General features: G+C 58.0%; 9 protein-coding genes. 4 read left to right on the top strand and 5 right to left on the bottom strand.

The window, feature by feature from the left end; all coding sequences use genetic code 11:
- Window positions 1–5: 5 nt before the first annotated feature.
- A complete protein-coding gene (locus LTH96_RS04000) occupies window positions 6–1,277 on the bottom strand; it encodes a glycosyltransferase family 4 protein (protein ID WP_241464478.1) in 1,272 nt (423 codons plus the stop codon).
- A 143-nt stretch (window positions 1,278–1,420) separates the two neighbouring features.
- On the opposite strand from LTH96_RS04000, the gene LTH96_RS13200 reads away from it, so the two are divergent.
- Genes LTH96_RS13200 through LTH96_RS03980 form a run of 4 tightly spaced genes read left to right on the top strand, consistent with a single transcriptional unit; the run spans window position 1,421 to window position 5,442 of the window.
- Window positions 1,421–2,494, top strand: a complete 1,074-nt coding sequence (locus LTH96_RS13200) for a glycosyltransferase (RefSeq protein ID WP_241464477.1) — start codon at window positions 1,421–1,423, stop codon at window positions 2,492–2,494.
- Window positions 2,491–3,093 carry a DapH/DapD/GlmU-related protein gene (locus LTH96_RS03990; RefSeq protein ID WP_241464476.1) on the top strand — a complete coding sequence of 201 codons (603 nt, stop codon included), beginning with the start codon at window positions 2,491–2,493 and terminating at the stop codon, window positions 3,091–3,093. Before LTH96_RS13200 ends, LTH96_RS03990 begins: the two co-directional genes overlap by 4 nt.
- 13 nt (window positions 3,094–3,106) lie before the next feature.
- Window positions 3,107–4,087 (top strand): acyltransferase family protein, encoded by a 981-nt coding sequence (locus tag LTH96_RS03985; protein ID WP_255727992.1) that lies wholly within the window; start codon window positions 3,107–3,109, stop codon window positions 4,085–4,087.
- Window positions 4,084–5,442 (top strand): hypothetical protein, encoded by a 1,359-nt coding sequence (locus LTH96_RS03980; RefSeq protein WP_241464474.1) that lies wholly within the window; start codon window positions 4,084–4,086, stop codon window positions 5,440–5,442. Before LTH96_RS03985 ends, LTH96_RS03980 begins: the two co-directional genes overlap by 4 nt.
- Before the next feature lie 2,647 nt (window positions 5,443–8,089).
- On the opposite strand, the gene LTH96_RS03975 is transcribed toward LTH96_RS03980, so the two are convergent.
- From LTH96_RS03975 to uvrB, 4 genes are all read right to left on the bottom strand, one after another.
- Window positions 8,090–9,616 carry a sugar transferase gene (locus LTH96_RS03975; RefSeq protein WP_241464473.1) on the bottom strand — a complete coding sequence of 509 codons (1,527 nt, stop codon included), beginning with the start codon at window positions 9,614–9,616 and terminating at the stop codon, window positions 8,090–8,092.
- 532 nt (window positions 9,617–10,148) lie between these two features.
- Complete coding sequence (locus tag LTH96_RS03970; RefSeq protein WP_241464472.1) at window positions 10,149–10,769, bottom strand: low molecular weight phosphatase family protein; 621 nt, start codon at window positions 10,767–10,769, stop codon at window positions 10,149–10,151.
- 3 nt (window positions 10,770–10,772) lie between these two features.
- On the bottom strand, window positions 10,773–12,146 hold the full coding sequence (locus LTH96_RS03965; protein ID WP_241464471.1) for a polysaccharide biosynthesis tyrosine autokinase: 1,374 nt from the start codon (window positions 12,144–12,146) through the stop codon (window positions 10,773–10,775).
- A gap of 115 nt (window positions 12,147–12,261) precedes the next feature.
- On the bottom strand, window positions 12,262–14,409 hold the full coding sequence (gene uvrB, locus LTH96_RS03960) for an excinuclease ABC subunit UvrB (protein WP_241464470.1): 2,148 nt from the start codon (window positions 14,407–14,409) through the stop codon (window positions 12,262–12,264).
- Window positions 14,410–14,416: the final 7 nt, after the last annotated feature.

Here is a 14,416-nt window from a genome sequence, read left to right as displayed (position 1 = left end):
AGGCTTTAAGATGCTCTACCTACAGGATACTTCAGACTCGACTTGCCGCGGCGCGCTCCGGCATTACTCAATCTAGTCAGTAGCGTTGCAAACTTCTCAATGGCTGTCTCGGCGGTGAGTACGGTCTCTCGGTACAGTCGACCGTTTCGACCGAGGTGATGACGCCTCTCGACGTCGCTTGCGAGCTCCATAGCAGCTTCGAAGAGGGCTTCTGGCTCGCCCGCATTCACTATGACGCCGGCACTTGCCGCGTTCAATTCGCTGGCGGTGGTACCCCCAAGATCGGTCGCCGCAAGCACTGGCCTGGCTGCTGAGAAGTACGATGTCAACTTGCTAGGAACAGCCATGCCGGAAACCCCGGGCTTCTCGTTCACAAGTAGAACATCAGCCGCGTCGAGCATCGCGGCGAACAACTCATCCTCCTGAGAGGGTATTATCTCCACTCGTTTTACATTCATAGCGAGAGCCGCAAGACTATCGCGCTCGCTGCCGTTGCCCATCAGCACGAATCGGACCCGCGCCGCTCGCTCATCCGCAATACGCGCGGCGTCGATCACATTCTCAAGTCCCTGTTTGACGCCCATGTTTCCCGCGTGAAGCACTACAGTCTCATCGCTGCTCCAACCGAACTGTGCACGGGTCGCGGCACGATCAGGGAGGGCGCTCTCCCGCAAGTGAGTCCAATTGCGAATGACTTCGATTCGCTCGCGGGGCACACCGAGCGAAGCACACAGATAGTCGGCAAAACGCTCGTGGATCACGACGACGCGATCGGCTCGGCGAAGTAGCCACGACTCGACCTTCTCAACAATGCTCGCGACAGCTCGGCTACCGCCAGTCTCCTTAACTCCCAAGGAATAGATATCCTGAACCCACACTACAAATGGGGTCCCCCGCCGTATCCCCATAGCGGCAATCGCGGTTGAGAAGAGCGAGGGTGAGACCGCAAGGATTACATCAGGGCGATCGAAGCTTGCGAACAGCAGCCGCAATCCAAATGTGATCTCGGAGGCGAGCCGACGAACCCCTCTGGGGTCAGATGGAACGTAATGGCGGAAACGAGTGAGCGGCACGCCACGTAGTTGTTCATGCGAAGTCCACGCGCCATACCCCTCGCTGACTGCCCAGTCGGGATAGTGCGGATGGGCCGCGAATGTGTGGACGCTGAAGTCTCTCTGGGTGAGCCCCATCGCGAGACCGCTCGTGTAGGGGGCAATGCCCGTGTGCTCAGGAACGTAGTTTAGGCCGAGGACACTGATTCTGAGTGGAGTAGTCATCGGGCTAGAATCTAGTGCATCTCCTCACGTAAACCAGAATGGATGAACCAGTGGCGCGCGAATCTCCAAGTGGCACCGATGTGCCCGTGATCGATCCATCACAGGCGAATCGAGCACCCAACGATAGGCATACACTCGATGCGGTGGCTATACTCGCCGTTCTTCCTGAGTACCGCAGGAGTTTCATTGAAGAGCTCACGAAGCTCACCTCCACGAGCGCAGTAAAATTGAGGTTCATCGCTGGCGATTCACATGCCGATGCTAGCGTGCGCAGCTCATGGCACCCTGGCGTGACATACGTGTCGAACGTACACCTTTTTGGGCGGCGCATGCTTTGGCAACCTGGCACTGTGTTTGCAGGAATAAGGGCGGATGTTGCGATCGTAGACCTCAACCCCCGTTCAATCACCGCTTGGCTCATTGTCGGGACGAGGCGATTGACTCGACGACGCACTCTCGTATGGGGTCACGTGAACCCGCGTGCAGGGCGTGACTCCCGGACGGCGCCGCTGAGGCGCTTTATGCGACGACTGTCGAGTGGAGTGGTCACCTATACGTGGACAGACGCAGAGCAGGTCAATGCGGAGCAACAGAAATCACCTGTTTGGGTCGCCGCAAATGGACTATACCCCTCCGATAAGCTGGTATATAATCCGTCTTCCAACAGATATCGCATTCTTTACGTCGGTCGCCTTGAAACTGCCAAACGACCGGAACTTTTAGTCGATGCCTACCTGCGCGCTATCTCGAAGTTGCCCGACGGGGTCAAGCTAACTCTTGTCGGATCGGGATCTCTCTCCAGCACGCTCGAGGAACGCGTTGAACACCTAGGCGCCTCTGATCAAGTCGAGCTGCTTGGCCACATCGGTGACTACTGCGCACTGAAGCAAATATACGCCGAGACCATGATATCCGTCTCACCCGGATATGCAGGCCTGAGCCTAACCCAGAGCCTGGGGTTCGGCGTACCAATGTTGGTTGCGGACGATGAGCCGCACGCACCGGAAATTGAGCTTCTCTCGCCAGAAACCGGTGCCTACTTCGCAGCAGGCAGTGCTGAGGCGCTCGCAGCAAGACTTGTTGAGGTATTCGAAGGTCGATTGAGGTGGGAGCCTGAGCGCGTGATGGAAACCGCGCGTGGCCAATACTCATCCACGGCCATGGCTTCAGGTTTCCTCGCCGCAATCATAGGTAAGCAACAGGAGGAGGACCAATGAGTGACGAGCGAGGCAGACTAAAGAAGCTACCTGGCGGCGCCACGTTGCGACGACTAGTTGGCAAAGGCATGCTGACACTGGCAACTTCAGGAGAAGTTGCGGTAGGACGTAATGTTCGCGTCGGTAGCGGCACCGTAATTCGTTCGCTCCACGGACTGTCAATCGAGGATGGCGTGGCGATCGGACGAAATTGCACCATTGAAGTCGCAGGACGAATCGGATATAAGACCGTAATTGCAGCCAACGTTGGTATCGTCGGGCGAAACGACCACGCCTTAGACGAGCTCGGCACGGCCATCGTTGATGCAACCTGGGTTGGGGACCGCGAGAAAACGAGTTCAGACGAAGTCAACATCGGCGTCGACGTGTGGATCGGCTATGGTGCGGTGTTATTGTCAGGAATTGCGGTCGGTGACGGCGCGGTAATCGCAGCTGGATCCGTCGTCACGCGGGATGTAGGATCATTCGAAATCGTTGGCGGAAATCCTGCGCAGACAATCGGCCATAGGATGAGTGACACTATCCAAGCAGAGCATCTCCGTCTATTGAATAGCACTCGAAATAAATTGGGGACTGAAGGGACAACTGGAAGTGCCTGATCGGCTGCACTGGATGGACTACTTGCGTGGATCGGCCATCTTCATGGTGATCCTCTTCCATTCGAATACTCTACTAAGATTTGGCTACGATCCACCCGAATCACTGACTGCATTTAATAGCTTTTTCGGCCCATATAGAATGCCTCTCCTTGTATTTCTCTCTGGGGTAATCGTAAATATGTCTTTACGAAAGTCTTTCGCAGACTTTACTGCAGGCAAGTTAAGAAATCTAATTTGGCCTTATGCAATTTGGACATTCGTTTACTTCTTGACAATAGGAAGCTCTTACTCAATATTTGATCATCAACTTTATGGGTCATACCTTTGGTATCTCATTTTTGTTTTTGTTTACTATTTTATTTCGCTTCTGGCGATCAACATCCCCAGACTCCCGCTAATACTCATAGCATTTACGCTGGCTGCATCCGTGCCAGCCGACATTCAGACCATCCAGAGATTCTTCTTCCTGTGGGGCATCTTCATGCTAGGAGAATGGTTGTACTCCAAGAGATCAGTCAATAATATTGCCGTACTCCATAGTCGATGGATATTTCTTGGAATCATCCCAATGATAATTGTCTCCTCTCTAGCAGTCTCTGGAGAGAGAATCTTGTATGAGACAGGCTGGATCGGAGGAGTCATTGCGGGTATTTTTGTCATCATTGCCGTGGCAATTCGCGTAGAACGTTTCTGCGATATGCCATTTATGGCTGCATTATCTTTCCTTGGCAGGAAGTCAATAGTCTACTACACGAGCCACGTGCCCGTCATTTATATCACTGTTCTAGCGTGTGCGGGACTTGGGGTTACAAATCCCTGGATTGCCTATTTTATAGCTGTGATCGCGGCATTTACGGTCGGGACGATCCTCGTAGTCATTGCGAAAACTCCTGTAGGAGCAGTGCTTTTTACATTTCCGGATCTCCGGCGCCGTGTTCACCGGCGATCACTCGCTAGCACCCCTAACGATTCCTCGCGGCACAGGTCTCTATGAGTGATCAGGTGGATTATGGACCGCACGGTCGCCAGAAGGTATTGGAAGAGATACCAGTGATTGATGAGGCCGGATATCGGGGAGCCCGGATGGCAGTAGCAATTTCTGCACTCGTGGCCGCATCGGTTGCGAGTGTGGTTGCACTGTTCACGGACAGTTCCTTGACCGGCATTTTGTCGTTCATCGGCGTGCTCGCTCTAGCGGGGACAGTCCACATCGCATACTTTCGCGGTATCGCTTCTGCATTCTGCCTTTTCTTGATTCCACCTGGAGTCATTGGAGAATCGTCCAGCATGTTCGCTCTGGTCGGCGCGGCCGGTCTGCTCGTGATAGTAATGACCTATCGAGACGCGCCTGCAAGCCCAAGCGTCGGACTTCGTATTTTCGCCGTGCTCGCTATGGTTTGTCCCGCCGTAGGACTGATTTATCTAAACGCAGCCTCTTTGGCAGTTGTCCAAGGTATCCTAACTATTGTCGCGATATTATCCGCGTCTCAACGACGGTTCCTCAAGGACCTCACCACGGGATTGATCATCCTTTTTGCCCTTTACGTCACGTCCTACCTCGTCACACTTGCTGTCGGATTCAGCGGCAATCAGTTGACGACGTTGAAATTTGGAACCCGCAATCTAGAATTATATTTCCCAATAACCTTGGCCACCTCTGGTCCACCGATCCTCGAGGAAACACGACGAGGTTCTCCCTTGCTTGGAGAGCCAGGTCTCGTGGTGTTCTACCTACTGCCCATGCTCGCAGCACTTTTTGTATTGAGAAGGGCAACTAGCTGGTGGGCAATTTTCGTGCTCGTCACGCTGGTAAGCCTGTTGACTCAGTCGACGGCCACCATACTGGTCGTAGTCGTCGTGCTGCTCATCGGATTGACACTTACGAGAATACGCAGGCGATCTCTGCTTTCTGTCGCCCTGGTGATGGCGATTGGTGTATTACTTTTACCCGTGTTCATTCTTCCAGTCTTCGCCCAGAAGGGTGCCGACTCTGGTATCTCGCTTGCAGATAGAGGGATCGGGTCAAATTCTGGATACGCGAATATCAATATCATGACTGCTATGGAAAATGATCCGCTCTTAGCGGCATGCTTGATTACTGGAATCATATTCGCAGCTACGATCGCCCTTCGATCTATTCCTGGAACAGTAATCTGGCTAGCCTTCACGATCACCGCTGTCGTCGCGCAGCCGTCTCAATGGCAGGTAGGCGCCTGGTTTGTACTTGTCGCCTTCAGCCTCTCTTTTGGGACTCCCTCCAGACCAGCGGCCCCTAGATTCTCGCACCACGGGGCCACCGAGAGGGCCTTCAATTCACGCCGTTTGCCATTGATCAAAATCGACCGATAGATTGGTATTTGTGGTTCATTTCTCCCGCTCCCTTGCGATCGTTGCGCAGGATTACCGCGGTCACCGACTCAGCTATATTCGGCTTCTGGCAGAAGAGGCGTTGAGTATTGGCGTCCAGCCAATTCTCGTTGCATCCAAGGGGATAACGAATTCTGATGAATACGTACTCCACCTTTCTCATCTTGACTCACAGATTCTTATAGTAGAACTCTCGTCCATGACAACATCGTCGATTCATGCAGGCTTGCCTTCAGGCTTCGACGGCCCCGTGCTGTTTCCTGATGGTGATCAGTGGTTGCCTCGCGCGGCACTTTCTGATCTGCCGTGGCGGGGCCCGACATCCTTGCTCGTCATGCGCCCCTCAGGACAATCTCAATATCCCGTACTTAGGTCAGCTCAGTCGGCAGCGAAAGCGGTCCTTCGCGGAGCGACACGTTCACGTGCGCGAGTGAGAGTTTTCAAACTAGCGAGTGCCGCTACCGCCCACACAAGCCGCCATGAAGTACGTGATCCGGTGACATTTTCGCTCGACAGAGACCGAGCAACTCGGATGAGACGCCGCTGGTCAAGTGAGATGGGCGCGGATGAAATCTATTGGTTCGGAATTATTGGTGCACTTAGCGAACGGAAAAACATCGATCTCGTCGCCTCTGCACTCGCAGCTCTAGATGACCCAAAGCTCGGTCTAGTTCTTCTTGGACGTGCTTCGCCGAACGAAGATGCGATCGAAGCATGGACGGAAACTCTCAGAGCGTCCCGCGTGCGCTACTTCCGTGACTCAGATCAGTTGCCCGACGACGACTTCGACGCCGCAGTCACAGCGTTGGACTGCGTTGTTCTTGCGCACTCTAACGAGGGACCAAGTGGGATTTTGGGCAAAGCCTTTGCGGCCGGCACGAGAGTTGTGGGGGCGGGAGCCCTTTCGCTAAGGAGGGACGCGCGTCTTGCTCCAAGTCTTGTTTCGTGGGTCCCACTAACGCGCCCTGCGCTTATAGACGCTCTTGCAAAGGCTGCACAAGCGCCGGGCGAGCAACCCGTCCCCCCAGAATCCCATGGTTTCGCTCAAAGGTTGATCGAAGCGATTCCGCCACGTTAGGGGTCGTCCTGGTCGCGCCATCGACGCACCGTCCGAGTGAACACCGTCGATAGCATGATGCAGATGACCACTTGACTTCCCCCGAACGCGAAGGCAGCGCCCATTGGCCCCCATGAAGCGGCCACTAAGGCGACAAACGCGAGCCGCGCAAGAATGGTTCCTGCGGTGACTCGGGCCACTAGCGCATCTTTCCCGAGCGCCTGAAGGAAGACCGCGAGAGGCTGGTTCGCGATGACAGGAAGCATTCCCAGCGATAGTACAACCAATATGTCTGAAGAGCTGTCATACTGCCCACCGAGCATGAATGGCACGATCCAAGGGGCACCTGCCGCGACTACTACGCAAGTAAATGCGGCTGATGCAGGCAACCATAGACCGGATTTCAACTGAGGTGCCACGTCCTGCCATCGGCGCGCTCGTGCCACGAACGGCATAGAGGCCGATGCGTATGCGGTTACCGCGGTCCCCAGGGGCTGTGTCCATCGGTTGACGGCCCCATAAAGCCCGCCGGCGGCCGGGCCAGCTAGCCCTGTCAAGATTGGCACGTCGAGATTCTGCATGCTGATCGCAACACCGTGGACGCCGTAGTGTCGGGAGTCTTTCCAAGGATTCCGAATCGAGAAACCACTTAACTTGTATCGGCGCTCTCGAGGAGTGACTGTGAAGTGGATAGTCGCCTCTGTAATGCTACCGAACACCAATGCAAGCCAGAGTGCGTCTACGGGGGAAACATCGGCGCCCACCATCACGAGCAGTAGTAGAAGCCCTGAGAACCGACCAATGACGATGCCCATGGCAGCCAGATGGCTGAGTGATGCCGCACGAACGGGGACCTGCAGGACGAAGGCTAGTATCGCCGCAAAGGCTATAGGCGCTGCTACCCACAATGGAGAACCTGGAAACAGGGCAATCAGGATGACTACTGAGAGCGGAGCGATCGTAGCGGAAGCAAGTAGCTTCGTCACCGCCCGGTTGCTTACCTCTTGTCGACCCATCCGGCCGCTTGCGAGCTCTCGGACCCAAAGCGAATTTGCCCCGAAGTCGAAGACTCCTGCCGCTACCGTGCCCAGGGCGACTGCGGACACCACAAGACCATAGTCCGAAGGCATAGACCACCGGGCCGCGAGAATGTATACGACGGCCACGGCAAGTTGGGACAATCCTGTTGCCGCGGCGAGGATGATCGCCTGTGAGTTCGGACTACGTTCTCTCTTCTGGTGCAACTTGCAGGGACTCCCAAGTGATAGGTGATCGGGTCGATAAAAATCATAAATAGAAATTTAGTTTCTCAATAATTAGCATCGAAGTAATTTATAATCGATTTAAATATTTCTGGCGTGGATCGACCAACTTAATTAGTGGCGTGGATCATCGACTATGTGTCCTCCACCCGAATAGAGCGCGGCAGGCGCACGGGTCGGGCAAACCCTGAGTCAAGGGCAATTCGAGGAAGTTCCCCCATTGGTTCATGAACTCTGGTGGTTTGGCTGAAGGGAAGACCAGACAGTGACTGAGCGGCGGACCTTCACCGCGGGCCTGGCGCGAAACGCCTCAGTACGCACCAGACCCACGGATGACTACATTGGCCGTCCGCCAAAGAATGACTAGGTCAGCAGTCATCGACCAGTTCTCCACGTAGTAAAGATCCAATCTAACGGCCTCATCCCAGGGAAGATTAGACCTCCCACTCACCTGCCAGAGCCCCGTGATCCCCGGCTTAACCAGAAACCTCCGGTGGACGTGATGCTCGTATTGAACAACCTCACGCGCTAGTGATGGTCTTGGACCCACCAGGGACATACTGCCCGTCAGCACATTGAACACCTGGGGCAACTCGTCGATACTGTATCGACGGATGAAGCGACCGACTTTAGTGATGCGGGGGTCATCTTTCATCTTGAACATGATGTTCCCTGGGTCCATTCGATCTGCAGCGTCCAGCTGTGCCAGGAGCTGCTCTGCATCCCGGCGCATGGATCGGAACTTCCACATCCGGAATTCCGCTCCATCGAGGCCGACGCGCTGCTGCTTGAACAAGGCGGGGCCTGGCGATGTGGCCTTGACCATGATGGCGACTATTGCCATGGGCAGCGCAAAGAGGAGTATGACCAGGAGGGATCCCACGATGTCGAAGGAGCGTTTCATAGCCGCCCGTAGACCGGTGTAGCGCGGTGTTTCTACGTGCATAAGGGGCAACCCTGCGACGGGGCGACTGTGAATGCGGGGGCCGCTCACGTCCGTGAGGCTGGGCGCCATAACGAGTGAATACTCACCCTTTTCGAGCTCCCAACTGAGCTCTCTAACCCTCTGCGGGTGAAGGTGATCTGCTCCCGTGATAACAGCGGTGTCCGCTCCTATGATGTCCATAGCCTCGCGCACGCCGTCGAAATCACTGACAACCGGGACATTGCCGATGGCGAGGACACCACTATCTCTAGGGTTCTGTGCGAGGGCGGCCCCCACCACGTTGTAACCGGCCCAGGGCTGCTTCGCCAACTCATCTGCGATGTGGCGGATGGACGAGTGTGACCCGACGAGTACCACCTGATTCGAATAATCCCCCCGCGTGCGATGGTTTTTCAGCCACTTGCGCCACACCATTCGAGCGAACAGCAGTCCCACTGTGCCTATAACGAAGGTGAGGAGGAGATAGCCACGCGCTACGTCAAGTTTTAATAGAAACATAATCGTGGCAATTGCGGCGAAGAGGCCGACCCCGCTGTCTGTGATCTTCCGATACTCAGTGTGCCCGACGCCCATTACACGGGAGTCAACGCTGCCCACGGAAACCAGAACAACCATCCAGAGGAGCAGTATTGCCCCGGAGACGATGCCATAGCTGACTTCTCCACTGAATTCGCCACCTGGGCTGGTAGGAAATCCAAAGCTGGCTGTGTCGTCGAAGCCGAGCCAGAACAATTGGGTAACCCCGATGACAAGGGCAAGGACGATGAAGTCGGTGGTGAGCAACCGCGTTGCGTATCGCTTTTGCCAGACTCGCCGTGGCAAGTGGCCCTTAGTCACAGCCTGAATGCCGGTGTAGGTGGCGTGCATGTCTGTGGCCTCTGCAGCGCTCATCAGTTGAAACTCCTCCCGAGGTCAGCGCATACCATTACCTGGTCCTTCACCGAGAGCCACAGGGTGTTTCCACTGGGATCAAGCACCGTGGCAACTCCGGGTCCTGCGGGTGCACATGCAAGGCATTCGACTGACGCGTCATCGAATGCCACGAGCACCGAGTTGGATACCACTTGGTCGTCATGGGTCCAGGAAGCTCCAGAGTCAGAGGTGCGGGCACCCTCTGGCTTACAGTCCGCACGGGAGGCAATCGCAGACTGGACGGTGGAGCAGACAACTCCTGACACCCAAAGCGAGCCTCCCAAACCCTCGTCGGAGGAGTATGCCGCACCCCAAGTCCCACCTCCGTCGATGGTGAGCTCGAGGGATCCACGTCGATCGCAGGCGCCCCCTTCAGAGCGCCAGGCCGCGGTTTCGCTCGCGGCTGACAGAAGGCATGGTGCGTTCTGCATCGCGTCGGCGATTGGATCCGGTTCGGCATCTTTCGAGGCATCCACAGCACGCCTGCGGCTAGGGGTTCCCGTCGTGCCTTTCATGCGCCGACTCTCTGAGCCAGGTTCACCGCGGCTCGCTGGGTGCGGTCAAGCGCCTCGACGATCTGGCGAGCTGATTCCGAGTAGACCTCATCTGAGCGTCGGTATGGGTCCACCACGTCTGCTGGAGCCCCATCCTCGAGTGACAAGAAGCCCCGGCGCGCTGATGCCCACGTCACTGCGCTTCGCAGTTTGTCGGCTGCGTCCAATGAGGAGAACTCCGCCGTCAGCGCAGGGTGATTCTGGTCCGCATTCTCCAGCAGCGCCGCGAACTCGGTGAGCATGAAGGTGATTCGCGACGCGCGAGGCAGCAGTCGCACCGCCGCGCTCCGATGCCTAGCCGCCATTGCTAGGACGAGATCTGCTGCTCTCATGTGTTCGGCCGTCAGCTGGCGCGCCGCGTGGTCCGCGGGGGCCCCACCATGGCGCGCGGAGAGCGCCGCGGCCTCTGCGGGCATACCGGACCCGACCATGGCTCCCGTTCCGGCGCTTTCCACCAAAACCACTGATTCAAGCTCCGGGAAGCTCTCGGCAACCCTGGCGCGGATAAGCTGCTCGGCCTGTGCGGAGCGGCAGATGTTTCCGGTACAGACCACCAGAACGCGGAAGGGATCCGACATCGCTCACGCCTTCCCATCTTCTTCATAGGTATACGCGTAGCCGTAGAGGCCATAGCCGTAGGCGTCGGGGCCCTTGGTGGGAAGCATAGTGGGAACAACACCGAAGAGTTTGGCTCCGACGCTCTCCAGGGAGCTGATGGATCTCGTGAACCGCTGACGGGTGGTCTTTCCCGCCGCGACCACCATGATGGCGCCGGTTGCCCGTGTGGCGAGCACTGCCGCATCTGTGACCGCAAGCGGCGGCGCATCAATCAGCACGACGTCGAACTGGTCCTCCACGAAACGCAGCAGCGCGTCCATGCTGGGCGAGCCGAGAAGTTCACTCGGGTTCGGAGGGATGTCTCCGGCGGGAAGCACCGCAAGGTCATGGGGACCCCAGTACTGAACGACGTCTGCGAGGTCCACCTTGCCGATCAGCACGTTGGTCAGACCCACCGCGCCTTCGAGACCGAAGTAATCGGCAACTCTGGGTCGGCGGAGATCGGCGTCGATCACCAGGACCCTTTGGCCCGCCTCCTGCATGGTGATGGCGAGGTTGGCGACTGTGGTGGACTTGCCCTCACCCTGAATGGACGAGGTGACGACGAAGCTGCGCCTGGACTCTCCCACCTCCAGGAACTGGAGGTTTGTGCGCAGGGTTCGGAAGGACTCGGCACGGGGGCTCTTCGGGTCGACCTGAACCACCAGAGGACGCTTCTGTGCCTCGGGGTCATAGGTGATGCCTCCCAGAACAGGAGTGTCAGTGATCGCAGAGATGTCATGCTCCCCGCGGATCTTGGTGTCCAGCACCTCGCGGAGGACCGCGATCCCCACGCCAAGGGCCATCCCGACGAGGAGGCCGAGAGCGAGGTTGAGCGGTATCCGAGGGGCGACCGGGGATTCTGGCGCCACGGCCTCTTGAAGCACTTCCACGGTGACCGGGCTGTCGTCACCGGATGAGCCTGGCGTGATCTCACCGACCACGCCGATCAGGCTTTCCGTCACAGAGTTCGCGATCTCCGCCGCCAGCGTGGGGTCTTCATCGGTCGCGGTGATCTGCATGAGCACGGTGTTGGCGTCAGTGGACACGGCGACAGATTCTGCAAGTTCGGCCGGCGTCTGCTGGAGCCCCAGGTCATCGATCACCGGCTGGAGCACGCGGGGGGTCGTGGTCACCTGGACGAAGCTCTCGACGATCTGCTGAGTGTAGGTGGTGCCTTGGCCCAGCTCCGCCACCGTAGACGCGGAGTCTGTGGAGACATACACCCTGGTCCCGGCCTCGTACTGGGGGCTCTGGAGCATCGAGTACGTAGCCGCGGCACCGATCCCGGCGAGGGTCGCCAGCACGATGATCAGCCATCCGCGATGGAGGATCCTTAAATATTCACGCAATTCCACGTACTGCTGTCCCCCAAAGTCCCACTGATATGACCTACGTCAGCATAAGGGATTCACAGCAAAAACTCAGACTCTGATTGAATGAATTCAGGATCTGAGACGTAGCACGGATCTGTCACATTTGATCGTGGCCGGCGTTCTGCATCTGCCGGAGCTCCTTCTTCAGCTCCCCGATCTCATCCCGGAGCCGAGCTGCCACCTCAAAGTTCAGCTCCTCAGCCGCGTGATGCATCTGGGCGGTGAGCTGGGCAATCAGGTCGGTGAGGTCCTTGGCCGGGGTCTGCGCCGCCAGTGACTTGCCGGAGCGCTTCTTCCCGGTGCTGTCCTCCCCCTCCTCGCTGTCGAAACTGGTGTAACCGCGATGGCCCTTCCCGAACTGGAAGCCGGTGGCCAGGCCGCCCATTCCCTGCAGCAGCTCGGCGGTGTCGGCATCCTCGCGGGCCAGCTGGTCGGTGATGTCAGCGATCTTCTTCTGCAGCGGGGTGGGGTCGATCCCGTGCTCGGTGTTGTAATCGATCTGGCGCTGCCGGCGGCGGTCGGTCTCATCGATCGCGCGGCGCATCGAATCGGTGATCCGGTCCGCGTACATGTGCACCTCGCCAGAGACGTTGCGGGCGGCACGCCCGATGGTCTGGATCAGCGAAGTCGTGGAGCGCAGGAACCCTTCCTTATCCGCATCCAGGATCGCCACCATCGAGACCTCAGGAAGGTCCAGGCCCTCACGGAGCAGGTTGATCCCGACCACCACGTCATGGACGCCGCGGCGCAGGTCCCGCAGGATCTCGATCCGCTTGAGCGTGTCCACGTCCGAGTGCAGGTACTCCACCTTGATGCCGTTCTCCAGCATGTACTCGGTGAGGTCCTCGGCCATCCGCTTGGTCAGCGTGGTGACCAGCACCCGTTCGTTCTTCGCGGTCCGGGTGCGGATCTCCCCCAGCAGGTCATCGATCTGACCCTTGGTCTTCTTGATCACGATCTGCGGGTCCACCAGACCGGTGGGACGAATGATCTGCTCCACCACACCATCGGCCTGGTCCAGCTCGTAGCGGCCAGGGGTGGCGGAGAGGTACACGGTCTGTCCGATGCGCTCGAGGAACTCGTCCCACTTCAGCGGCCGATTGTCCATGGCGGAGGGAAGCCGGAACCCGTGGTCCACCAGGGTGCGCTTGCGCGACATGTCACCTTCGTACATGCCGCCGATCTGCGGGATGGTGGCATGGGACTCGTCGACGATCAGCAGGTAGTCGTCCGGGAAGTAGTCCAACAGGCAGTGCGAGGCAGACCCGGGTCCGCGCCCGTCGATGTGCCGGGAATAGTTCTCGATGCCGTTGCAGAAGCCCATCTGCTGCATCATCTCGAGGTCATAGGTGGTGCGCATCCGCAGCCGCTGGGCCTCCAGCAGCTTGTCCTGGGACTCCAGCTCGGCCAGGCGGTCGCGCAGCTCATCCTCGATCCGGGTGATGGCGCTGGCCATCCGTTCGTCACCGGCGACGTAGTGGCTGGCCGGGAAGATGTACATCTCTTCTTCCTCGCGCACTACGGTGCCAGTGAGCGGGTGCAGGGTGGAGATGGATTCGATCTCGTCGCCGAAGAACTCGATGCGCACCGCGAGCTCCTCATACATCGGGATGATCTCTACGGTGTCCCCGCGGACCCGGAAGGTGCCGCGGTGGAAGTCGGTGTCATTGCGGGCGTACTGCATCCCGACGAAGCGGCGCAGCAGCTCATCGCGCTCGATCTTCTCCCCCACCTCGACCGCGACCATCTGCTTGATGTATTCCTCGGGCGTGCCCAGGCCGTAGATGCAGGAGACGGTGGCTACCACCACCACGTCCCGCCGGGTCAGCAGCGCATTGGTGGCCGAGTGGCGCAGCCGCTCGACCTCCTCATTGACCGAGGAGTCCTTCTCGATGAAGGTGTCCGTCTGCGGCACATAGGCCTCGGGCTGGTAGTAGTCGTAGTAGGAGACGAAGTACTCCACCGCGTTGTTCGGCAGCAGCTCGCGGAACTCGTTCGCCAGCTGCGCGGCCAGGGTCTTGTTCTGCACCATGATCAGCGTGGGCCGCTGCACCTGCTCGACCAGCCAGGCCGCTGTGGCTGACTTGCCGGTGCCGGTGGCGCCCATCAGCACGACGTCCTTCTCGCCACCCTCGATCCGCTCCACCAGCTCGGCGATCGCCTTCGGCTGATCACCCGAGGGCTTGAAGGGGCTGATGACCTCAAAGGGGGCGACAGTGCGGCTGATCTTCTGAGCGAGACTCATAGATCAA

Origin of the sequence: Nesterenkonia sp. LB17 (assembly GCF_022565915.1) — a bacterium.
GTDB lineage: Bacteria > Actinomycetota > Actinomycetes > Actinomycetales > Micrococcaceae > Nesterenkonia.
This window is presented reverse-complemented; position numbering and strand designations above follow the sequence as displayed.

What these genes read in the sequence shown, in the direction of transcription:
- LTH96_RS03975 (WP_241464473.1), bottom strand. Translation starts at nt 9,616, where the DNA reads ATGAGCGCTGCAGAGGCCACAGACATGCACGCCACCTACACCGGCATT.
- LTH96_RS03985 (WP_255727992.1), top strand. Translation starts at nt 3,107, where the DNA reads ATGGACTACTTGCGTGGATCGGCCATCTTCATGGTGATCCTCTTCCAT.
- LTH96_RS04000 (WP_241464478.1), bottom strand. Translation starts at nt 1,277, where the DNA reads ATGACTACTCCACTCAGAATCAGTGTCCTCGGCCTAAACTACGTTCCT.
- uvrB (WP_241464470.1), bottom strand. Translation starts at nt 14,409, where the DNA reads ATGAGTCTCGCTCAGAAGATCAGCCGCACTGTCGCCCCCTTTGAGGTC.
- LTH96_RS03980 (WP_241464474.1), top strand. Translation starts at nt 4,084, where the DNA reads ATGAGTGATCAGGTGGATTATGGACCGCACGGTCGCCAGAAGGTATTG.
- LTH96_RS03970 (WP_241464472.1), bottom strand. Translation starts at nt 10,769, where the DNA reads ATGTCGGATCCCTTCCGCGTTCTGGTGGTCTGTACCGGAAACATCTGC.
- LTH96_RS03990 (WP_241464476.1), top strand. Translation starts at nt 2,491, where the DNA reads ATGAGTGACGAGCGAGGCAGACTAAAGAAGCTACCTGGCGGCGCCACG.